The 20,832-nt window shown below is 74.4% G+C and carries 25 protein-coding genes; 8 read left to right on the forward strand and 17 right to left on the reverse strand.

Going from position 1 to position 20,832, the window contains the following annotated elements; translation table 11 throughout:
* The first annotated feature begins 13 nt into the window (after nucleotides 1–13).
* Entirely contained in the window at nucleotides 14–454 is a 441-nt protein-coding gene (gene mscL, locus BUE43_RS26505) for a large-conductance mechanosensitive channel protein MscL (protein WP_073488401.1), read from the forward strand.
* Nucleotides 455–628: 174 nt separating this feature from the next.
* On the opposite strand, the gene BUE43_RS26510 is transcribed toward mscL, so the two are convergent.
* The 3 genes from BUE43_RS26510 to BUE43_RS26520 form a co-directional block, all read right to left on the reverse strand.
* Complete coding sequence (locus BUE43_RS26510; RefSeq protein ID WP_073488515.1) at nucleotides 629–826, reverse strand: hypothetical protein; 198 nt, start codon at nucleotides 824–826, stop codon at nucleotides 629–631.
* 189 nt (nucleotides 827–1,015) lie between these two features.
* Nucleotides 1,016–1,513 (reverse strand): MogA/MoaB family molybdenum cofactor biosynthesis protein, encoded by a 498-nt coding sequence (locus tag BUE43_RS26515; protein WP_073488517.1) that lies wholly within the window; start codon nucleotides 1,511–1,513, stop codon nucleotides 1,016–1,018.
* Between the two features lie 289 nt (nucleotides 1,514–1,802).
* Nucleotides 1,803–2,378, reverse strand: coding sequence for a TetR/AcrR family transcriptional regulator (locus BUE43_RS26520; protein WP_083960186.1), 576 nt, complete (start codon nucleotides 2,376–2,378; stop codon nucleotides 1,803–1,805).
* An 881-nt stretch (nucleotides 2,379–3,259) separates the two neighbouring features.
* Between BUE43_RS26520 and BUE43_RS26530 the strand changes: the two genes are divergently transcribed.
* Complete coding sequence (locus BUE43_RS26530) at nucleotides 3,260–4,312, forward strand: DUF6493 family protein (protein WP_073488410.1); 1,053 nt, start codon at nucleotides 3,260–3,262, stop codon at nucleotides 4,310–4,312.
* Between the two features lie 587 nt (nucleotides 4,313–4,899).
* Here BUE43_RS26530 and BUE43_RS26535 read toward each other — a convergent pair.
* From BUE43_RS26535 to mrf, 12 genes are all read right to left on the reverse strand, one after another.
* A complete protein-coding gene (locus tag BUE43_RS26535) occupies nucleotides 4,900–6,462 on the reverse strand; it encodes a trypsin-like peptidase domain-containing protein (RefSeq protein WP_073488413.1) in 1,563 nt (520 codons plus the stop codon).
* Between the two features lie 152 nt (nucleotides 6,463–6,614).
* The gene (gene galT, locus BUE43_RS26540; RefSeq protein WP_073488417.1) at nucleotides 6,615–7,697 is read right to left on the reverse strand and encodes a galactose-1-phosphate uridylyltransferase; all 1,083 of its coding nucleotides are present in this window, start codon (nucleotides 7,695–7,697) and stop codon (nucleotides 6,615–6,617) included.
* Nucleotides 7,694–8,503: a DeoR/GlpR family DNA-binding transcription regulator gene (locus BUE43_RS26545; RefSeq protein ID WP_073488420.1), complete on the reverse strand. Its 810-nt coding sequence runs from the start codon at nucleotides 8,501–8,503 to the stop codon at nucleotides 7,694–7,696. The genes galT and BUE43_RS26545 overlap by 4 nt, the downstream gene beginning before the upstream one ends.
* A gap of 183 nt (nucleotides 8,504–8,686) precedes the next feature.
* Nucleotides 8,687–10,123, reverse strand: coding sequence for a sensor histidine kinase (locus BUE43_RS26550; RefSeq protein ID WP_083960187.1), 1,437 nt, complete (start codon nucleotides 10,121–10,123; stop codon nucleotides 8,687–8,689).
* The gene (locus BUE43_RS26555; protein WP_073488422.1) at nucleotides 10,120–10,812 is read right to left on the reverse strand and encodes a response regulator transcription factor; all 693 of its coding nucleotides are present in this window, start codon (nucleotides 10,810–10,812) and stop codon (nucleotides 10,120–10,122) included. Before BUE43_RS26555 ends, BUE43_RS26550 begins: the two co-directional genes overlap by 4 nt.
* Nucleotides 10,813–10,980: 168 nt before the next feature.
* Nucleotides 10,981–11,592: a trimeric intracellular cation channel family protein gene (locus BUE43_RS26560; protein ID WP_073488424.1), complete on the reverse strand. Its 612-nt coding sequence runs from the start codon at nucleotides 11,590–11,592 to the stop codon at nucleotides 10,981–10,983.
* A 52-nt stretch (nucleotides 11,593–11,644) separates the two neighbouring features.
* Entirely contained in the window at nucleotides 11,645–12,406 is a 762-nt protein-coding gene (locus tag BUE43_RS26565; protein ID WP_073488426.1) for a class I SAM-dependent methyltransferase, read from the reverse strand.
* Between the two features lie 252 nt (nucleotides 12,407–12,658).
* Nucleotides 12,659–13,507 carry a 3-hydroxyacyl-CoA dehydrogenase family protein gene (locus tag BUE43_RS26570; protein ID WP_073488427.1) on the reverse strand — a complete coding sequence of 283 codons (849 nt, stop codon included), beginning with the start codon at nucleotides 13,505–13,507 and terminating at the stop codon, nucleotides 12,659–12,661.
* A 34-nt stretch (nucleotides 13,508–13,541) separates the two neighbouring features.
* A complete protein-coding gene (locus BUE43_RS26575; protein WP_073488429.1) occupies nucleotides 13,542–13,868 on the reverse strand; it encodes an EthD family reductase in 327 nt (108 codons plus the stop codon).
* A 271-nt stretch (nucleotides 13,869–14,139) separates the two neighbouring features.
* Nucleotides 14,140–14,313, reverse strand: a complete 174-nt coding sequence (gene rpmF / locus BUE43_RS26580) for a 50S ribosomal protein L32 (protein WP_073488431.1) — start codon at nucleotides 14,311–14,313, stop codon at nucleotides 14,140–14,142.
* Nucleotides 14,313–14,567: a type B 50S ribosomal protein L31 gene (locus BUE43_RS26585; protein ID WP_073488434.1), complete on the reverse strand. Its 255-nt coding sequence runs from the start codon at nucleotides 14,565–14,567 to the stop codon at nucleotides 14,313–14,315. The genes rpmF and BUE43_RS26585 overlap by 1 nt, the downstream gene beginning before the upstream one ends.
* A complete protein-coding gene (gene mrf / locus BUE43_RS26590; protein WP_073488436.1) occupies nucleotides 14,564–15,985 on the reverse strand; it encodes a ribosome hibernation factor-recruiting GTPase MRF in 1,422 nt (473 codons plus the stop codon). Before mrf ends, BUE43_RS26585 begins: the two co-directional genes overlap by 4 nt.
* 103 nt (nucleotides 15,986–16,088) lie before the next feature.
* On the opposite strand from mrf, the gene rpmB reads away from it, so the two are divergent.
* The 4 genes from rpmB to rpsR are packed head-to-tail and all read left to right on the forward strand — an operon-like array spanning nucleotide 16,089 to nucleotide 17,040.
* Nucleotides 16,089–16,325, forward strand: coding sequence for a 50S ribosomal protein L28 (gene rpmB / locus BUE43_RS26595; protein WP_073488439.1), 237 nt, complete (start codon nucleotides 16,089–16,091; stop codon nucleotides 16,323–16,325).
* Nucleotides 16,325–16,489, forward strand: a complete 165-nt coding sequence (gene rpmG / locus BUE43_RS26600; protein WP_073488442.1) for a 50S ribosomal protein L33 — start codon at nucleotides 16,325–16,327, stop codon at nucleotides 16,487–16,489. The genes rpmB and rpmG overlap by 1 nt, the downstream gene beginning before the upstream one ends.
* A 3-nt stretch (nucleotides 16,490–16,492) precedes the next feature.
* The gene (rpsN, locus tag BUE43_RS26605) at nucleotides 16,493–16,798 is read left to right on the forward strand and encodes a 30S ribosomal protein S14 (RefSeq protein WP_073488446.1); all 306 of its coding nucleotides are present in this window, start codon (nucleotides 16,493–16,495) and stop codon (nucleotides 16,796–16,798) included.
* A gap of 8 nt (nucleotides 16,799–16,806) precedes the next feature.
* Nucleotides 16,807–17,040: a 30S ribosomal protein S18 gene (gene rpsR, locus BUE43_RS26610; protein ID WP_073488450.1), complete on the forward strand. Its 234-nt coding sequence runs from the start codon at nucleotides 16,807–16,809 to the stop codon at nucleotides 17,038–17,040.
* Here rpsR and BUE43_RS26615 read toward each other — a convergent pair.
* Nucleotides 16,985–17,518, reverse strand: coding sequence for a hypothetical protein (locus tag BUE43_RS26615; RefSeq protein ID WP_073488453.1), 534 nt, complete (start codon nucleotides 17,516–17,518; stop codon nucleotides 16,985–16,987). The genes rpsR and BUE43_RS26615 overlap by 56 nt on opposite strands.
* A gap of 148 nt (nucleotides 17,519–17,666) precedes the next feature.
* Here BUE43_RS26615 and bluB point away from each other — a divergent pair, with 148 nt between their 5' ends.
* Nucleotides 17,667–18,419 (forward strand): 5,6-dimethylbenzimidazole synthase, encoded by a 753-nt coding sequence (gene bluB / locus BUE43_RS26620; RefSeq protein ID WP_083960197.1) that lies wholly within the window; start codon nucleotides 17,667–17,669, stop codon nucleotides 18,417–18,419.
* A gap of 97 nt (nucleotides 18,420–18,516) precedes the next feature.
* Complete coding sequence (locus BUE43_RS26625) at nucleotides 18,517–20,031, forward strand: GGDEF domain-containing protein (protein ID WP_073488523.1); 1,515 nt, start codon at nucleotides 18,517–18,519, stop codon at nucleotides 20,029–20,031.
* 50 nt (nucleotides 20,032–20,081) lie between these two features.
* Here the strand turns inward: BUE43_RS26625 and BUE43_RS26630 are convergent, their stop codons facing one another.
* A complete protein-coding gene (locus tag BUE43_RS26630; protein WP_073488456.1) occupies nucleotides 20,082–20,729 on the reverse strand; it encodes a response regulator in 648 nt (215 codons plus the stop codon).
* Between the last annotated feature and the right edge of the window lie 103 nt (nucleotides 20,730–20,832).

A 20,832-nucleotide genomic window follows, 5' to 3' on the forward strand; every position in this document is an offset into this window, starting at 1 on the left:
GGAGGCACAGCTCGTGTTGAAGGGTTTCAAGGACTTCCTGATGCGCGGCAACGTCATCGACCTCGCGGTCGCTGTCGTCGTCGGCACCGCGTTCACGGCGATCGTCACGGCGTTCACCAACGGCGTCATCAAACCGCTGATCAACACTGTCGGTGGCAGCGACGCGGCCCGGGGCCTGGGCTTCAACATCCTGCCCGGCAACGACTCGACGTTCCTGGACCTCGGCGGGGTCATCAACGCCGCGATCAACTTCGTGATCGTGGCCGCGGTGGTCTACTTCCTGCTCGTCCTGCCGATGAACAAGCTCCAGGAACGCCGGCGTCGCGGCCAGGAGCCCGGCCCGGCCGAGCCGACCGACATCGAGTTGCTCACCGAGATCCGCGACCTCCTGCGGGCCCAGGGGCGGACCACGGCGAGCACCGACAACGCGCCGCGCGGCAACACCATCGACTGACGACAACTCCACCAACCACCACCGCACTCCACGCGGAGCGGGGGTCGGACCAACACGGCCGGGGGCCAGGGGCCAACACGAAGGGGGAGCGGGGCGGGGAGGGGGTGGGGGGAGGGGCCCCACCCGCGAGAGGTGAGTCGATCTTGTGAGCTCGGGCTGGGCAGGGCGCCGGGGTCAGCGGTCGTGGTGCGGGGGCCGGTTCTCGCGGTACCAGGTGTCGGTGTCGCGGCGCGGGGCCTCCGGGTCGCGCTCGTCGCGGGTGGTCTCCGGGAGCACGTCGCCGAAGACTCTGCGGAGCCAGTCGTGGTCGACCGGACGGGGCCGCTCGTCGTGGTCTGAGGTCTTGCCTGTCACTCCCCCATGGTCCCGCATGACAGCGGGGCCGGCGCCCACGCGAGGAGCCGGCGGAGAGGGCGCGCGAGTGCTCCGGCCCTCGAACGCCTCCACGGGACGGGCTGAGGCGCCTTTTCGCGGCGTCTTCCGGGCGACTGCTCGACCACCACGGAAGACGCCGCGGTCGGACGGGCACGACCCGACGTGGCCGTGCCGCCCCCGCGCGGGTCAGGCGCTCTCGAGCCCGGAAAGCTGCTCGATGACGTGTTGGACCAGCGGGGTGAGCGTCGCCATGCCGTCGCGGACCGCGGCCCGCGAGGACGCCAGGTTGACCACCAGGGTGCTGCCGGACACGCCGACGAGGCCGCGGGAGATGCCGGCGTCGGTCGCGCCCGCCGCGAGGCCGGAGGCCCGCAGGGCCTCGGCGATGCCCGGGATGGGGCGGTCCAGGACGCCCGCGGTGGCGTCCGGGGTCACGTCGCGGGGTGAGACGCCGGTGCCGCCCACGGTCACCACCAGGTCGACGCCACCGATGACGGCGGTGTTGAGGGCGTTGCGGATGTCGACGGTCTCCCCGGCCACGGCCACGGTGCCGTCGACGATGAATCCGGCCTCCTCCAGCAGCTCGGTCACCAGGGGACCGGTGCTGTCGTCGTGCTCGCCCTGCGCGATCCGGTCGTCCACGATCACGACGAGAGCCCGGCCGAGTCGCTGCGTGCGTTCCATGCCGGTCACGTTAGCCGGTGCGGCTGGCGGCGTCGTGGCCCCGTCACGGGGTCGAATCTGTCGGCGGCGTGAACGGGACGAGAACGTGAGGGCAATTCCTTTCTGGGGAAACGGACTCCGGATCGGCGACGCGCCGCGCCCCGACGATCCGGCCCCGGGAATTCCGGCGTGTCGACACCGATGTGCGGAATTTCCCGGCTGTCCGGCGGCAGGAGGTGTGGTCGGCCGGCCCGAGGGGCACCGACTGAGCGTGAACGCTCCAGGGAGAACAGCACGGCCCGGGCGGGCCTCAGTCCCGCGCGGGGTTGCCGACGACCGGCATGAGGTAGCGGCGGAGCACGTCCTTGAGCTCGTCGATGAACGCGAGCCGGTCGGCGCCCTCGGCCGCCTGGACGAGGGGGAGAAGGCCGCGGAAGAGCTGGACGCTGACCTCCGTGCAACGCCGTCGCCGGTCCGCGGGCAGTTCCGGGGCGCGGGCCGCGAACACGCTGTCGACCCGCTCGCGGACGGCCTGGTGCAGGGGTTGGGTGGAGGCCAGCAGCCGCTCGGGCATGTCGGTCCTGGCGAACAGCGGCCGCAGGCCGGGGTGCGTGAGGTGGAGCCGCAGGATCGGGTCCACCATGCGGTCGACGAGCTCGGCCAGCGGGAGGTGGGCCAGCTCGGGCGGGAACGCCTCCTCGTACGCGGCGCGCAGGGCGGCCAGGTAGCGGGCGACCAGCGCCTCGGCGATGGACTCCTTGTTCGCGAAGAACTGGTAGACCGTGCTCGGGGAGACGCCCGCCCTGGCGGCGACGGCGTTCGTCGTGGTGCTCTCGTAGCCCTGCTCGGCCAGCACCTCGGCGGCGGCGTCCAGGATCTGGGCCATGCGGCGGTGCCCGCGAGCCTGCCTCCGGCGCGGCCGGGTGGGTTCGGTGCCGGGATCCTCGTCCGGGTCTGTCCGAGCGTCCGCCATGTCCCCAGCATGCCGAGGGTGGTCCGGGATGTGGCCGCCAGGTTCCACTTGATGAACCCACGAGGGCCGATTTCGGCGAAACGAACTGCTCAACGGCGTTCCACCCGGTCATGTCAGCGCGTTGCCGGCAGGCGACTTCGTCAGGTCACAGCCCAGGAGTTCTCGGGGCGGTCGCCTACCTGGACGTCCCCAGTGGACGGTCACCTCGAACCACGAGTCGGTGACGAATTCCGTCACCGCACAAAGAGGGTTATCGGCCTTCAAACGTTTTCGTATGGTCACCACGTGCGCACATCGGGATTGACCTCTCGGGGCCGGGCGCGCGAGGGCCACGGGCAGCTCGACGGCGCCAGCCGCCAGGCTCACCGCGGCGGGGCGCGTTGGATGATGTGCGCGGACGGGCTCCTGTCCCGTCCGCACCCCGATCGTTCGCGAGGAACGACGACGACGCGCGCGAATCGACGCACAGGCAAGGGACAGGGTTCGGCATCCCCCTGTTTCTCGCGAAGTCCCGAAGAATCTTTCCGGTCCTTCCGCGGCCAGTTCTCGGGAGGCCATGCTGTCGTCGATGTCGTTCCTGACGGCCTACGCGTTCACCACCTTTCCGCCTGTCCTGGGCAGCGGACGGTGAGCGCGTGAACGCCCTCGACGAGCTCCGCACGCTCATCGAAGGAGGCGATGTCGCTGGTGTGGCGCGCGTTGTCCGTTCGCTCGCTCCCGCCGAAAGGCGCGCCGCGGGGCGTTGGCTTCCGACGTTCCTGCGCGAGGTCCGTCGGCTTTGCCCGCATGGGCGGGTGGACCCCCGGCACGCGCCATCGTTGTGGTTGGCGGGCGCCGGGTGTGCCATCCGCGCCGGCACTGCTGCGAAGTGGTTGGCGCACCGGGAGATCCTCCGGTTCTGGACACCGAACAGCGAACACGTCGCCTACCTGTCGCACGTGCTGCACGATCGACCCACTCCGTGGTTGGCGGATCTCGCGACGCACTACGCCGACGCCTTCCGACCGCAGCGGGGCACGTGGGAGGTCGCGGCCACCCTGCTGCGTGCCGGCGGCGTCGAACCACCACGGCACGACCCGCTGGTGGTCGCGTGGTGCGAGGCGGTGGACCGGGCCGACTGGGGCCGCCTCCGCGCCGACCCGTTCCTGCCGGTGATGGCGCCGCGGATCTTCGTGGCCGAGGGGGTGGGCGCGGCGCTGACGGTGAACGCGCCACGGCAGGCGCACCGGATCGCGCGGCTCGTCGCGGCCGGCCGCCTGCCCCGGCCGATGCTGCTCGCCGGGTGCCTGTCCCGCTTCCTGCGGGGTGGGGAGGCGCGGCACCTGCGCTTCTTCACGCTGCTGTACCGGGAGCTCGCGCCCACGGCCGACGAGGCGGCCGACCACGTGGTGTCGTTCCTGCGGCTGCTGCCCGGCGCGGCGGGGCCGGTGGCAGAGCTCGCGGCCGAGGAGCTGCGCCGGGCCGCCGAGGGCGGCTGGCTCAGCGGGCTGGAGTTGCGCGAGGCGCTGGAGGCGTTGCTGTTCCGACGGGAGAAGAGGATCGTCCGAAGTGCACTGTCCTGGTTGGACAGAGCGGCGTACCGGCCGGACGGGGACGACGCGCTGGCCGCGTTGCCGGTCGTGTTCGGCGGGGAGGTCAACGACGTCGCGGCGCGCGCGGTGCGGATCGCCGTGCGGCACGCGAGGCGGGCGGGTGACCAGGTGCGGATGGAGATCGCCGCCGCGGCGTCGACGTTGCCGAGCGAGCTCCGCGAACCTCTCGTCCGGGTCGGGTTTCCCGTGACGCGGGGTCGCGCGGCCAAAGCCGGGGCTGCTGTCGTTGTCCGTGGCGGTGGTGTCTCGGGTTGAGGCTTCGGGCTGGCCGTTCGTGGAGGTTGGTCAGTCGGTCGAGGGGCGGTGACGGCACCGCCGTGGCGCGGGGTGATCGGGGCGGGGCGGTTCGCGCGTCTGAGTGAGGGCGGCTCGTTCTGTGGTGGCCTGTCAGAGAAAGCGGTGTGGGGCAAGTCGTTTTGCCGTGTTCGGCGGGAGTTGTCCACAGGCGCTCTGGTTGTCCACAGGGCGCGGTGATGCGGTTTTGCGGCGGGGTGGGGGCCGATAGGCTGGAGCAGGGCTCGCCCCCCAGGGCGGGTGGGGGCTGACCTCAGGTGGGGCGGAAAGCCTTGCGGGGCACGGCTTTTCTGGACGCCCGGAGCGGGCTGTGCGGAGCCGGAGCCGGCATGGGGTTCCCGGGTGGTTCCACCTCGGCGAAGGGACCCGAGAGAAGGGTCCCGAGAAGAGCCTGGAGAAGAACATCGGCGTCGCCGTGACGCCCACCCCGATGGGGCGGCACGGCGACGCCAACGGTTCGCGGGGCCACGCCGGGTGTTCGAGGGGAGGTCGCACCCGACGTGGCCCCGACTCACCCGTCCCCCCGGGCAGTGCGGGACGGGACGTCGTCACTCGCTCGCCGGCTGGGACCCCAGGGTGACCTCGGCGGTGCGTTCCCCGCCGCCGTCGGCCCGCAGGGTCACCTTGACCTTGGTTCCGGGCGCGTACGACCGGACCGTCGCCACCAGCTCCTCGCTGCCGGAGATGCGCCGCGCGTCGACCTTGGTGATCACGTCGCCGGCCTTGAGGCCGGCCTGCTCGGCGCCGCTGCCGGACACGACCTCGGCGATCTCCGCGCCGCCCGCGCGGGCGGTCTTGGTCGAGACCCCCAGCACCGGTTGGGTGGCCCTGCCCTGCTCGGTCAGCTCCTTGGCCACCCGCTTGGCCTGGTCGATCGGGATGGCGAAGCCCAGGCCGACCGAGCCGGCCTGCCCGCCGGACCCGCTCTTCGGGCTGTAGATCACCGAGTTGATGCCGATCACCCGTCCCTGCCGATCGACCAGCGGGCCGCCGGAGTTGCCGGGGTTGATCGCGGCGTCGGTCTGGATGGCGTTGAGCACCAGCCGCACGTCGCTCTGCCCGTCGCCCGGCGAGACCGGCCGGTTCATCGCGCTGATGATGCCGCTGGTCACCGTGCCGGCGAGCTGGAACGGCGCGCCGATGGCCACGACCTCCTGGCCGACCTGGAGGTCGTCGGAGCGGCCGAGCTCGACCTGGGGCAGTCTGGACGCGCCCTCGACCTTGACCACCGCCAGGTCGTAGGTGGGCGCCCGGCCCACGATCTGGGCGGGCAGGGTGCGCCCGTCCTGGAAGACCACGCCGATCCGGCCGCCGTTCGCCGCGGCCTCCACCACGTGGTTGTTGGTGAGGACGTAGCCGTCGCCGCTGATCACGAAGCCCGAGCCGGTGCCGGACTGGGTGCGGCCCTGCACCTGGAGTTCGACCACGCTGGGCAGCAGCTTCTGCGCCACCTGCTCGACCGACCCCGCCGGCGCGGAGTTCGCCGAGCGGGCCGCCGGCGGGGCCGCCTCCAGTGCGCTCGGCCCGTGGTACCGGTCCTTGGCCAACTCGTAGCCGACCCAGCCGCCGCCGACGCCGGCGCCGGTGGCCAGCGCCAGGGCCAGCAGGGCGGCGCCGACGAGCTTGCCGGCCCGGCTGGGCCGGGCTGGCTGGCCGGGGGGTGGGAGGAACACGCCGCCCTGGTGGGGCGCGCCGTGGCCGGGCGCCGGATCGGTCGGGCCGACGCCCGCCGCCGGGGTGGCACCCGCCGGCGGGACAGCTCCGCCGACGTGGGTGCCCTGCGGCCCGATGGGCTGCCACGGGTACTGGCCGGCGCCGGGCTGGTCCCCGAGCTGGCCGGACTGGCCGGCCTGGTGCGGCGCGGCCAGCCCGACCGGGTGGGGTTGTTCGGTCCCGGTGGTGGGAGTCGTGGGTGACCCAGCGGGGGGCTGCTCCCGCGCCCACACCGACGGCGGCTGCTCGGCGGCCGGCGGCGCTGGGGCGGGCGTGGGCCACGGCGAACCGGCCGGCTGCTGGCCGGCCTCGGCCGACGGCGGCTGCGGGGCGCCTTCGGCGGGCTGGGCGGGCCGCTCCGGCTGCCCGCCGGGAGCGCCCGGGTTCTGCTCGGTCATGGCTCTACTGTGCGCCGCGCAGCTGAGAGCACGCTGAGATGACGCTGGGCATCACTTGTGCGATGACTCTGATCTTCCTCAGTGATCGTCCCCACCCGGTCCCCGCCCGGCCACCGCGTGTCCTCGGCCGCCCGGCCCCACCGCCTGTCTCCTCAGCCGGCGGCGCGGAGCCGTTCGGCGATCTGCTCGGGGGTGACGTCGTTGATCCAGACGCCCATGCCGGACTCGGAGCCGGCGAGGTACTTCAGCTTGTCCGCGGTGCGCAGGACGGAGAACACCTGGAGGTGCAGCCAGGACAGCTCCCTCCCGGTGCGGACCGGGGCCTGGTGCCACGCGGCGATGTAGGGCAGCGGGCGTGCGTAGAGGCCGTCCAGCCGCCGCAGCACGGCCAGGTGGAGCTCGGCGAGGTCGTCGCGCTCCGCGTCGGTCAGCGCGGGCAGGTCGGGCGCCTGCCGGTGGGGCACGAGGTGCACCTCGACCGGCCAGCGGGCCGCGGCGGGCACGTAGGCGGTCCAGTGGTCGGACGTGGCCACCACGCGCTCGCCGTGGGCGCGTTCCGCGGCGAGCACGTCGCCGAGGATGTGCCGCCCGGTCCGCTCGTGGTGCTCGGCGGCGACGCGCAGCATGCGCTCGGTGCGCGGGGTGACGAACGGATAGGCGTAGATCTGGCCGTGGGGGTGGTGCAGCGTCACCCCGATCTCCTCGCCCCGGTTCTCGAAGCAGAAGACCTGCTCGACACCGGGGAGCCGGCCGAGGGCGGCGGTGCGGTCAGCCCAGGCGTCCACCACCGTGCGCGCGCGGCGCGGGCTCAGCTCGACGAAGGCCGAGTCGTGGTCGGAGGTGAAGCACACGACCTCGCACCGGCCGACGGCGGCGCGGCGGGGCGCCAGGTCGCCCAGCACGGGGTCCCCGGGCTCCGGCACGCCCTGGGCGAAGGACGGGAAGCGGTTCTCGAAGACCGCGACCTCGTAGTCCGGCTCGGGGATCTCGGTGGGCCGGCCCGGGGTGCTCGGGCACAGCGGGCAGAGGTCGGCGGGCGGCTTGTAGGTGCGGGTCTGGCGGTGGGCGGCCATCGCCACCCACTCCCCGGTCAGCGGGTCGAGCCGGATCTCCGACCGGGGCCGCTGGGCGGGGAGGTCCCTGGTGTCCACCGCGTCGCGGGGCGGGGCCTGCGGGTCGTCGTCGAAGTAGACGATCTCCCTGCCGTCGGCGAGTCGGCGCGCGGTCCGCCTCACGCCCCCACCTCCGCCGCCGCGGCCGCCGCGGCCGGCCGACCGGCCGTCACCAGCTCGCCGACGCGCTCGCGCAGCTCGCCGGCGGCCGCCTCGGGCAGGCCGTCGTCGGTCACCAGCACGTCGGCCTCGTCCAGGCCGGCGATGGTGGAGATGCCCACCACGCCCCACTTGGTGTGGTCGGCGACGACCACGACGCGGGTGGCGGCCTCGACCAGGGCGCGGTTGGTCTCGCTCTCGTTGAGGTTGGGCGTGGTGAACCCGGCGCGCGGGGACATGCCGTGCACGCCGAGGAACACCACGTCCAGGTGCAGCGAGCGCAGGGCCTGCACGGCGACCGGTCCGACCAGGGCGTCGGACGGGGTCCGCACGCCGCCGGTGAGCACCACCGTGCGGTCGGCGCGCCCGGCGCTCTGCAACGCGTCGGCCACCCGCACGGAGTTGGTCACCACGGTCAGGTCGGGCACGTCGTCGAGGTGCCTGGCCAGGGTCCAGGTGGTGGTGCCGGCGGAGAGGCCGATCGCGGTGCCCGGCCGGACCAGCGCCGCGGCCGCCTCGGCGATCGCGGTCTTCTCCGGGAGCTGTCGCATCGACTTGGCCTCGAAGCCCGGCTCGTCGATGCTGCGCCCGCCGACGGCGGTGGCGCCGCCGTAGACCTTGTCGACCAGCCCGCGACGCGCCAGCGCGTCCAGGTCGCGACGGATGGTCATGTCCGACACGCCGAGCCGGGCGACGAGGTCGCTCACCCGCACCGCGCCGGTGCGCCGCACCTCGTCCAGGATCATCGTCTGCCGCTGACCCGCCAGCACGCCCGTCCCTCCGTTCGCCGACCGCTGGTTCCAGCGTGCCGGACCGGACCGGACAGAGTCAACACAACCCAACACGGGAGAACCCGACCGAAAACCCGACCGGAATCCCAGGTGGGAGGCACACTGCCCGGTCCGGTCAGGACACCCGTCCGGGTGAGCGTTTTTGTTGGAGTGCGTTGAGGATCACGCGGGACGGCCGGGCAGGCGCAGCGACAGCAGCGCTCCGCCCTCCGGGGCGCGGCCGACGGCGGCGGCGCCCCCGTGCCGCTCGGCGACCTGCTTGACGATCGCCAGGCCCAGCCCCGAGCCGGGCAGCGTCCTGGCCTCCTTCGACCGGTAGAACCGGTCGAAGACGTGCGGCAGGTCGGCCTCGTTGATGCCGGGCCCGGCGTCGGCCACCTCCAGCAGGGCCGTGCCGTCGCCGAGCTGCCGCAGCTCGACCCGGACCACGCCCTCCGGCGGGCTCCACTTGGCCGCGTTGTCCAGCAGGTTGAGCACGGCGCGCTCCAGGGCGCTGGAGTCGCCGAGCAGGTTCCACGGCTGGAGCCGGACATCGAAGGTGATGCCGGAGGTGGCGGCACGGCGGCGCGCGCGGTCCAACGCGCGCTCGACGACCTCGACCAGCTCGACCGGCTCGTGCACCACCTGCGGCGCGTCCTCCCGCGCCAGCTCCACCAGGTCGCCGACCAGCGTGGACAGCTCGGTGAGCTGGGCCCGCACGTCGTCGTAGATCTCCTGGCGGTCCTGCGCGGACAGCCGCTGCGGCGCGCCCGCCCGCTCGGAGGAGATGAGCAGCTCGACGTTGGTGCGCAGCGAGGTCAGCGGGGTGCGCAGCTCGTGGCCGGCGTCGGCGACGAGCCGGCGTTGCCGCTCCTGGGACTCGGCCAGCGCGCCGAGCATCGAGTTGAAGCTGTGGGTCAGCCGGGCCAGCTCGTCGTCGCCGGCGATCGGGATCGGCTCCAGCATGCCGGTGCGGGCGACCCGCTCGGTGGCGGCGGTGAGGCGCTGCACCGGGCGCAGGCCGGCGGTGGCCACCGCGGTGCCGGCCGCCGCAGCGAGCAGGATGCCCGACCCGCCGACCACCACGAACACCACGCTCAGCCGTTCGAGGGTCTTGCGCGCGTCGCCCAGCGGCTGGGCCATGACCAGCGCGGAGCCCTGCCCCACCGGCACGGCGACCACCCTGGTGTCGGTCCGGCTGTCGGTGCGGGGCTGGCTGGGCTCGCCGGTGCGCGCGGCCGCGATCTCGGCGTCGCCGACGGGGGGCGCCTCCGCGCCGGTGGCGTAGATGAGGCGGCGCCCGCCCTCCTGGAGCAGGCCGACCGCGACGTCGGACACCCCGAACAACGCGGCAGGGACCGCGCGCAGTTGCTCGGCCTGCACGAGGGTCGTGTGCGCCGCGTCGTTGGCGCGCTTGCTGAGGCTCTCGTCGAGCTGCCCGTAGACGCTGTTGCGCACGGTCAGGAACGCGGCCAGCGACACGAGCGCGACCGCGCCGCCCACGCAGATCGCGGCGAGCAGCGTGATGCGGGTGCGCAGGGAGATCCGCCGGGGCCGGGGCGCGCGCGGCGGGGCGCCGGGCACGCCGTGACCGGACTCGGCCGTGCCGGGGAAGGTCACGGGGGCGTCTCCCGCAGCACGTAGCCGACCCCGCGCACGGTGTGGATCAGGCGGTGCTCGCCGCCGGCCTCGGTCTTGCGGCGCAGGTAGCCGACGTAGACCTCCAGCGCGTTGCCCGAGGTCGGGAAGTCGTAGCCCCAGACGTCCTCCAGGATGCGGCCGCGGGTGAGCACCTGGCGGGGGTGGGCGAGGAGCAGTTCGAGGAGCGCGAACTCGGTGCGGGTCAGGCTGATGGGCCGGTCGCCGCGGCGCACCTCCCGGGTGCCGGGGTCCAGCTCCAGGTCGGCGAAGCGCAGCGCGGGCGGGGTGGCGTCGTCGGGGCCGGCCGTGCTCGCCCTGCGCAGCAGCGCGCGCAGCCGGGCCAGCAGCTCCTCCAGCGCGAACGGCTTGGGCAGGTAGTCGTCGGCGCCGGCGTCCAGGCCGGCGACCCGGTCGGAGACCGCGTCCCGCGCCGTGAGCACCAGGATGGGCAGGTCGTCGCCGGTGCCCCTGAGCCGGCGGCACACCTCCAGGCCGTCCACCCTGGGCATCATCACGTCGAGCACCATCGCGTCCGGCCGGTGCCGGCCGACCGCGTCCAACGCCTCCAGCCCGTCGCCGGCCAGCTCGACCTGGTAGCCGTTGAACTGCAGCGAGCGCCGCAGCGACTCGCGCACGGCCCGGTCGTCGTCGACCACGAGGATCCGCATGCGGTCAGTCTGACCCGGACGCCTGAGACCGAGCTGAGAAGGGGATGTGAAGGCGGCGTGAGATCACCTCCCGGGGTCCCGGGCGGGTGGCCGCCCGGGCAGCCGGCGGCTGGGCTGCCGACGCTCGGAAGGCCGGCGCCAGACGGCCGAGCCCCCGCGGGCGGAGCGCTAGCCGTCCAGGCCGCGGGCGACCGGCGCGTGCCACCGCCGCCACAGCGCCAGCACCCGGATGGTGATCACCAGCGCGGAGCCGACCACGCTGACCGGCCCGGCGGGCAACTGGAGCCGGTCGCCGAGGGCGACGACCGCGGCCCCGGCCAGCGCGGCGAGCGCGTAGATCTCCTTGCGGAGCACCATCGGGATCTCCCGGAGCAGCACGTCGCGCAGCGCGCCGCCGCCGATGCCGGTGGTCATGCCGATCAGGCACGCGGTGTAGACGGGGGCGCCCAGCGCCAGCGCGGTGGTCGTGCCGGCGGTGGTGAACAGGCCCAGTCCGGCGGCGTCGGCGAGCAGCACGGCGCGGCGCAGGCGGGCGACCTGGGGGTGGTACCAGAACACGGCGAGCGAGGTGATCGCCGGCACCAGGAGGTACCGCCAGTCCCGCAGGGTGGTGGGGGGACTGACGTCGAGCAGGACGTCCCGGATGACCCCGCCGCCCAGGGCGGTGGTCATGCCGAGGACGACGACCCCGAAGACGTCCAGCCGCGCGCGGACCGCCGCCAGCGCGCCGGAGGCGGCGAACACGGCGGTACCCGCCAGCTCCAGCACCAGCAGCAACACGAACGCGCAGCTTAGCGGCTAGAACGAGCGTTCTCGACAGGTGGAACGGGCGTCACCGCGCACCGGTCAACAGGAGGAACGGGCCGACGCGGTGCTCGTCGACCCACGGCGCGTTCTCGACCAGTTCCGCGTCGACCACGTCCCGCGCGTCGGCCGCCAGCGGCCGCTCCTCGGCGACGATCCGGAACCCGGCCTCCTCGAACAGCTCGCGGAAGGTCGCCGTGGACCAGTGCGTGTCCACGATGTCCATCCACCCGTCGTGCTTGCGGAGCGAGACCGGCACCGGGTCGCCCGAGGCGTAGTGGGTGTGGGGCTCGCCGAACCGAGCGCTGTGCCGGACGAGGCCGGTCTCGTCGGGGTTCGGCGTGAGCAGGGTGAACCGGCCCCCTGGCCGCAGGACCCGGTGGATCTCGCCGAGGATCGCGCGCAGGTCCGCACGCGCCGGGACGCAGACGAACACGAAACAGGAGATCGCCGCGTCGACCGACCCGTCGGCCAGGAACGGCATCCGGTTGGCCACGACCCGGCGCGCCTCGACCAGGGGGTTCCCGGTCGCCGCCGCGAGGTCGACCATCTCAGGGGAGGCGTCGACGGCGTGCACCCGCACGCCGAACCGCCGCGCCATCCGGTCCGCGACGAGGCCGGGGCCGCAGCCGAAGTCCAGCACCGTGCGCACGTCCGGCCGGCCCAGCCCGGCGGCGCGGAACGCGAACGGGTAGCCGAGCACCCAGCGAACCAGGTCGTAGAGCACCACGTAGTCGGCCACGACCTCGGCGGACTCCCACGAGGTCGGCGTCGCGTCCGGTCCCGCCATGGCTCCCCAACCCGTTGGCGCGTTGGCTCACGGGCGTTTCCCCGTGCCCGGTCGAGGCGGCCGTGACCGGGCGGCACCCGGTCACGGCCGCGTTCCCACCCACCCCAGTCTGCGGGCACCGCCGGACGGCGCAAGGCGGCTCGGCCGGCTCGGCGGAACGCCGGCCGGCGGGCGCTCCGGCCTCAGCCGGCCCAGTTCAGTCGACCCAGTTCAGTCGACCCAGTTCAACCAGCCCAGCTCAATCGGCCCAGTTCAACCAGCCCAGTCGAAGAAGCCGCGCCCGCTCTTGCGGCCCAGCTCCCCCCTGGCCACCTTGTCGCGCAGCAGCGCCGGCGGGGTGAACCGCGGACCCAGCTCGCGGGCCAGGTGCTCGGCGATGGCCAGCCGGACGTCCAGGCCGACCAGGTCGGTCAGCCGCAGCGGACCCATCGGCCACCGGTAGCCCAGCCGCATCCCGGTGTCGATGTCCTCGGCCGAGGCCACCCCCTCCTCCAGCATGCGGATGGCCTCCAGACCCACGGCGACGCCGAGCCGAGAGGTCGCGAAGCCGGGGCTGTCCCGCACCACGATCACGGTCTTGCCCAGCGCCTCGGCCCAGCCCCGCGTCCGCTCCACGACGGCGGGGTCGAGCGTGTCGTGCACGACCAGCTCGACGAGCTCCTGCGCCGGGACGGGGTTGAAGAAGTGCATGCCCAGCACCCGGTCGGCCGCGGGGCCGGCGGCGATCTCGGCGATGGACAGCGAGGAGGTGTTGGAGGCCAGCACGGCGTCCGGGCAGGCCGACGCGGCGTCGGCGAGCACGGCGCGCTTGAGGTCGACGGTCTCCGGGACCGCCTCGACGACCAGCTCGGCCGCGGCCGGCAGCGCCGCAGCGCCGTCCACAGTGGACAGTCGGGCGAGCAGGTCCTCCGGAGTGGCGTCGAGCCGGCCGCGGCCGGCGGCCCTGCCCAGGGACGCGGCGACGGCCTCGCGCGCCGCGGCCGCCCGCTCCTGGCCGGCCTCGGCGAGGGTGACCCGCGCGCCGGCGGCCAGGAGGACGTGGGCGATGCCGGCGCCCATCGTGCCGCCGCCGATCACCGCGGCGGTGGCGGGAGCGGTCATGCGGCCACCCCGCCGAGCGGGACCGGTGCCGCCGTCACGCGTTGTCCTCCACGACCTCGGCGGAGAACATGGCCACCAGCTCCATGCCGCCGATCTCGGCGAGGTTCGCCCCGGAGGACTTCCACTCGTCGGTGGCGAACGCGGCCTTCATCGCGTCCTTGCTCTCGAAGTACAGCTCGGCCATCAGGTAGGGCTCGGTGTCGCCGAGGAAGCCGGGCACGAACACCCTGGCGACCTTGGCCACCTCGCACCGGACCAGGCCGGGGGTCGCGGTGACCAGGGGCACGTGCTCGCCGAAGTACCGCTCGTCGAACCCGGCGGCGTCGGCGGGCTTCCGGTACAGGGCGACATACTTGATCATGTGACACTCCCGTCTCGACTCGCTGCCGGACTGTAACAGCGGACGGGAGGCCGGGACAGGCCCTCGCGGGGGACGTCGCCGCACGTCCCCCGCCAGGTGCGGCCTGTCGTGGACGACCGCCGGGGCTCCCCGCGCGAGCGGAGCGCGGGGAGCCCGGGACGCGACTGTGACGCCCGTGCAGGGTCGGCGTCACCGGCCGCGCTCCGCCGGCGCCCTCCGGGGAAGGGGCGGGAAGGCGCCGGAGGCCTTCCCCTTCCGGCGCACTCAGGCCTCAGGCCGGAGCCGGCGGGACCAGCCCCCGCTCCACGGCGCGCGCCAGTCGTCGGGGCACCACCACCCGCCGACCGGAGACGACGACCGGCACCAGGTCCGGCGCGGCCGCCTTCCACCGCGACCGGCGGTGGCGGGTGTTGCTGCGCGAGGTCCGCCGCTTGGGCACGGCCATCAGCGGTCACCGCGCTTCCCGTAGCGGCGGTGGAACCTCTCCACCCGGCCGGCGGTGTCCATGACCCGCTTCGCGCCCGTCCAGAACGGGTGCGACTCGCTGGTGATGTCGACGACGACCAACGGGTAGGTGTTGCCGTCGCTCCACTCCACCGTCCTGTTCGACACGGCGGTCGAGCGGGTGAGGAAGGCCGTGCCCGTCGACGCGTCCTGGAAGACCACCGGGTGGTAGTCGGGGTGGATTCCTGCCTTCACTTCTCCTCCGTCTTCCTGGGGTCCGTCTTCCTGGGGTCCGCCTTCTTGGCGGCCGTGTTCGTGGGGGCCGTGTTCCAGGGGGCCGTGTCCCGGCCCGGGTCGACGCCGACGCCTTCCCGGTCGCCGTCGCCATCGCTGTCCCGGTCGACGTCCTCGCAGGGATCGCTGTGCCACTCGCCGAACGGGTCGGGCCAGCTCCGCCACGCCTCCTCGCCCTCGGCCAGCTCGGCGTCGGTGAGCAGCGCGTGCCGCAGCACGGCGTCGATCTCGCCGGGGTCGGCGTGGTGGGCGATGACGACGACCTCCTGGTCGCGGTCGCCGTAGTAGGGGTCCCAGCGCAACGCGGCCATCGCCCGCCGCTGCGGGTCGACGCCCGCCCAGGGGTCGGGTCCGCCGGCGGCCTCCAGCGCGGCGAGCCACGGCCCGGCGTGCCCGACCCGCAGGCCCCCACCGGCCGACTCCAGCCACAGCGCCACGTCGGGCTGGCTGGCCACCCACACCCGCCCCCTGGCCCGCACGACCCCGTCGAGGAGCACGTCCACGGCCTCGTGCAGGCGCTGGGGGTGGAACGGACGGCGTTCGGTGAACACCACGGTGGACACGCCGCAGTCCGGGTCCAGCGGGGGCTGTCCCCTGAGCAGCGGGGCGTGGGCGTCGGCGAGCTCACCGCGCCGCGCGTCGCGGGGGACGCGCGCCAGCAGCGCGGCCAGGTCGAGCCGCGCGAGCGGGACGCGGGGCGCGCCGGGCGCGAGCCGGTCCAGCACGGCGGCGACGCGCTCCGCGGCCCACGCGTCGGGCGCGGCGCCGGCCAGCACGAGGACGTCGGCGAACTCGACCTGGCCCACGCACACCTGGGCGACGGTGCGGTCGTCGTCGGCGCTCGCGAGCAGGCCGCGCTCGGCCAGGGTCTCGTCGCCGGTGGCGTCGGCCAGCCAGGTCCCGACGTCCACGACGGTGACCACGGCCTCGACGCGGGCGCGCTCCAGCACCGTCTCGCCGTCGACGACCACGTGTCGCAACGCCCAGCACAGGGCCTCCGGCTCCAGCGCCGGGTCGAGGTGCAGCACGATCCGGTCGACGCCGGGAGTCCGGCTCAGGCGGTGGGTCAGCGGCAACAGGTCCTCGCGCAGCGTGCAGGACACGCAGCCGTGCGCCAGCTCCAGCACGTGCCACTGGTCGACCGGAAGGCCCGCTCGGGCGGCTGGCCCGGCCGCGCCGTGGTCCGCGCGCGGACCGGAGGCCGCCGGCGTGGGCGCTCCCCACCGGACGCGCCGCCGGACGACGCCCTGGGCGACCTCCCGCAGGTCGTGGTGGACGACGGCCGTGCCCGGCAGCCGGAGGAAGGCGCCCGCCACCTCGTCCAGGACCGCCCCGGCCAGCCCGGCCAGCAGCACGACCGGTGTGCGCTCGTCCGACACGACACCCCCTTGTTGAGAACGATTTCCATCTTCTGCCGGACGCACGCTACCCTCCTCACCGACATTTGTGAAAATGATCGTCAGTTTCAGTAGAGGAGGGACCGTGTCCCAGCGCTGCCAGGTCACCGGCCGCCGGCCGGGCTTCGGCAAGCGGGTGTCGCACTCCCACACGCGCACCACGCGCCGGTGGCTGCCGAACATCCAGCGACGTCGCTACTGGCTGCCCAGCGAGAACCGCTGGGTGGTGCTGCGGGTGTCCGTCAAGGGCGTCAGGACCGTCGACCGGCGGGGCGTCGAGGCCGTCGTCGCCGACCTGCGCCGGCGGGGGGAGCGCATCTGATGGCCCGCTCCGAGATCCGTCCGGTGATCAAGCTCCGGTCCACCGCCGGCACCGGCTACACGTACGTGACCCGCAAGAACCGGCGCAACGACCCCGACCGGCTCCGCCTGCGCAAGTACGACCCGGTGGCGCGGCGGCACGTCGAGTTCCGAGAGGAGCGCTGAGCCGTGGCGAAGAAGTCGAAGATCGCGAAGGACCGCCAGCGCCGCGCGGTGGTCGCCCGGCACGCGGAGCGCAGGGCCGAGCTGAAGGAGATCGTCCGGTCGCCGCGGTCGAGCGCCGACGAGCGGGAGGCCGCCCAACGGGCGCTGGGCCGACTGCCGCGCGACGCGAGCCCCACCCGGCTGCGCAACCGCGACGCCGTCGACGGCCGCCCGCGCGGCTACTACCGCGCCTTCGGGCTCTCCCGGCTGCGCCTCCGGGAGATGGCGCACCGCGGCGAGCTGCCCGGCGTCACGAAGTCGAGCTGGTGAGGAGGGACATGAGGCCACCACGCACGCCGCGGCGGAAGCCGAACCCGCTCCAGCGCGAGGGCGTGACCGAACTGGACTGGAAGGACGTCGGGCTGCTCCGCACGTTCGTCTCCGACCGAGGCAAGATCCGCTCGCGGCGCGTCACCGGGCTCACGCCCCAGCAGCAGCGCGCCGTCGCCACCGCGATCAGGAACGCGCGGGAGATGGCGTTGTTGCCGTACCCGTCCCGGGTTCACCGCTGACCGGGACGACCGCGTCCGGAACGAGGGGAGCCGCGGCAGCGGCGACCGGCCCCGGGGGTGACGCCGTCCTCGGGGCCGGGAGCCGCTCGGGAAACCGGGAGCCCGGCGCCGGCGGTGCCGGCCGCGCTGGCGCGAGCCCGTTCCACAACCGACCGAGCCCGGTGCCCAGCAGGGCGGCCGCGAGCAACACCGCGGCCGCCCGCGCCGCCGGGCCGTCGACCGCGATCGCGCCGGCCCGACCGAGCACGAACCCCGCGTGCAGCCCCCAGCACTGGGCGGCGGTGAGCACCGCGCCGGGCAGGGTGGTCACGGCGGAGACCGCGAACACCGCGACCGCCAGCGCCGTCAGCCCGAGCAGGGGCGCGCCGGCCGCGCCCGCGGCGACGGCGGCCGTCGTCGTCAGCACGCCGACGCCGAAGCCCAGCGCGGACCCGTAGCCCCCGGCCAGCCTCGGCAGCGCCGTTCTCTCGCGGACCATGGGGGACAGCGTCCCGTCGGGCGGCGCCCGAACCGCGGGTCATACCGCGGTCTTGACGACCGTTCGGGCAGGTTTGACGCCCTGTTGACGGGGTCGGCCCCGGGGGTCTGCCGCCCGCCGCGCGGCCTGCGGCAGGATCGAACGGGTGATGCCGGCCCAACCCCACCACCAGAGCGTCCCGCCGACACCCGCCGAGCTGGACGCGAACGGCGTTCCCAGCGCGTTCGGACCCGGCGACAGCGACGCCGCCAGCGCCTTCAGCGCCTTCAGCGCCTTCTACGAGGTGCTGCACCGCCGACGCGACGTGCGCGCGGAGTTCACCGGCGGCGAGGTGCCCACCGAGGTGCTGCGCCGGATCCTCACCGCGGCGCACGCCGCCCCGAGCGTGGGGCTGTCGCAGCCGTGGGACTTCCTGGTGGTCAGGGACGAGGCCACCCGCCGGGCCTTCCGCGAGCACGTGCAGGCCGAGCGGTCGGTGTTCGCCGCCCAGCTCGACGCGACCCAGGCCGGGACGTTCGCCCGGATCAAGATCGAGGGCATCCTGGAGTCCAGCCTCGGCGTGGTGGTCACCTACGACCCCGACCGGGGCTCCCCCGCCGTGCTCGGCCGGCACGCCATCGCCGACGCCGGCCTGTACTCGGTGTGCCTGGCCATCCAGAACCTGTGGCTGGCGGCCACCGCGGAGGGACTGGGCGTGGGCTGGGTCAGCTTCTACCGCGAGGACTTCCTGCGCCGGCTGCTGACCATCCCGTCCCGGGTGCGGCCGGTCGCCTGGCTGTGTCTGGGCCCGGTCCGGCAGCTCCACCAGACCCCCGACCTGGAGCGGCACGGGTGGCGGAAGCGAATGCCCCTCGATGACGTTGTGCACTATGAGCGGTACGGGCAGCGACCGTCCCGGTAGCCTGTCGCCAAGCCGCGCGCCCGGCGACGAGGGCCACCCGGGGGCACGCGTCGGGCTAGGGGATCTCGAGGACGCAGTGGAGCACGACGAGCCTCTGATGACGGGCCACATCCCGCGGGAGGACCGCGAGGTGCGCCTGTTGCTGGACTCCGGCCGCGTGCCCGAGGCGAACATGCTGTTCGACGAGGTGGTCGCCCGGGTTCCCAGCGGCGGGGGCGAGCGCTGGCGCCGCGCCACCGTGCTGGTGCACCGCGCCGTGGTGGCCTGGCGGCTCGGCCGGATCCCGCTCGCGCTGGAGCTGGCCGCCGAGGGCTGGACCGAGTTCGACACCGCGCGGCCCGAGGGCACCGCCGCGGCGCAGACCATCGGGATGCTCGGCTACCTGCTGGAGAGCATCGGCCACCGGCGCGCCGCGCAGGACATGATGCGGCTGTCGGTGCGGGTGGCGCGGGACGCCGGCCACCCGCACACCCTCGCGCACTGCCTGCAACGGCTGGGCGGCACGCTGAACTTCCGCGCCCTGGACGCCGCGCCCACCGCGGCGCGCCGGCTGTTCGCCGACGCCCGGTCGCTGCTGGAGGAGGGGCTCGGCCTGGTCGACGAGGGCTACGTGCACCGCGCGCTGCTGGGCGCCTACGGACGTTCGCTGGCCGGCGTCGGGGAGCTGGACCACGCCGAGCGCGTCGCCAGGGAGGCCATGGCGCTGGCCCGGCGGGCCGAGGACCGCTGGGGCCTGGCGGTGGGCAACTGGGTGCTGGCCACGGTGCGCCGGGCCCAGGGCGCGCTGCCCGAGGCCCGCACGTTGGGCAGCCGCGCGGTGGCCGAGGCGGAGCGGATCAACGACGCGGCGCTGCTGCGCCGCTTCTCGCAGGACCTGGCCGACATCTGCGACGAGCTCGGCGACCACGTGGGCGAGGCGACGGCGCTGCGGCGCACGGTCAGCGCCGGCCGCAAGGCGGTGGAGACCCTGCAGGAGGGCCTGGCCCAGGCGTTGGAGCAGCGCCGGGTGGCCGTGCAGGCGCAGCGGCTGGCCGTGGCGGCGCAGGAGGCCGCGGCCAGGGACCCGCTCACCGGGCTGGCCAACCGGCTCGGGTTGGAGCGGGCGGCGCCGCACCTGCTGGAGCGCACCGCGGCGAGGGGCCGGCTGCCGTGGTTGGTGCTGGTCGACGTGGACTGGTTCAAGGGCGTCAACGACGACGCGGGGCACGCGGCCGGCGACGCCGCCCTGCGCGAGATCGCCCAGTTGCTGCGCCGCGAGTGCCGGTCCGACGACCTGGTCGCCCGGTGGGCCGGCGACGAGTTCGTGGTGCTGCTGGTCGACGCCAGCGAGGACCGGCAGGACGCGGGGCCCGTGGTGGCGGAGCGGATCAGGGCGGCCGTCGACGACCACGACTGGACGATGATGCTGGGCAACACCCGGCGGCCCACCGTGAGCATCGGCGTGGCGGCCGGCCCGGCCAAGCTGGACCAGCTCTTCGCCGCCGCCGACATCGCGTTGTACCGGGCCAAGCGCCACGGCCGGAACCGGGTCGAGGTGCACCCGCCGCTGGGCGACTCCCCCGACACCACCGCGGACGCCTCGCCCGCCACCGAGCACGCCGGCCTCGGCTGATCTCGGCCCGCCTTCCCGTCTTCGCGCGGCCCGAGGCTCCTCCCGCGTCGCTAGGCGATCAGCCCCCCTCGGTACGCGACCAGGGCCGCCTGCACCCGGTTCACCGCGCCGATCTTGCCGAGCACCGCGGAGACGTAGCCCTTGACCGTCGCCTCGGACAGGTGCAGCGCCGCGCCGATCTCGGCGTTGGACATGCCCTGCCCGATCAGCGCGAGCACCTCGCGCTCGCGGGAGGACAGGCCGGACAGCAGCCGCCGCGCCGGCTCGGCCACCCGCTCCTCGTCGGCGAGCGCGGCCAGCACGCGGGAGGCGACGCCCGGGTCCAGCACCGCTCCGCCCCTGGCCAGGTCGCGCACCGCGCGGACGAGCTGGGCCGGCTCGGTGTCCTTCAGCAGGAAGCCGCTCGCGCCCAGCCGGAGCGCCTCGCTGACGTACTCGTCGACGTCGAAGGTGGTCAACATGGCGACCTGCGGTGGGTCGGCCAGCTCGCGCAACCGGCGCAACGCGGCCAACCCGTCCGCCTCCCGCATGCGGATGTCGAGCAGCACCACGTGCGGGCGGTGCCGACGGACCAGGTCGACCACCATCGATCCGTCGTCGCACTCGGCGACGACCTCGATGTCACCGGCGCTGCGCAAGATCATTCTCAGGCCGGAGCGGACGAGGTCCTCGTCGTCGGCCAGCAGAACTTTGATCACGAACGCCTCCCCGGCGGCGTGGCGTGCTCAGTAGAGCCCTTGTGGGTGCAGGACTACGCAGCTCGCCACATCTCACCACGATTTCACTCCATGGTGTAGTGCT

It is taken from the genome of Streptoalloteichus hindustanus (genome assembly GCF_900129375.1).
In the GTDB taxonomy this organism is placed as follows: Bacteria; Actinomycetota; Actinomycetes; order Mycobacteriales; family Pseudonocardiaceae; genus Streptoalloteichus; species Streptoalloteichus hindustanus.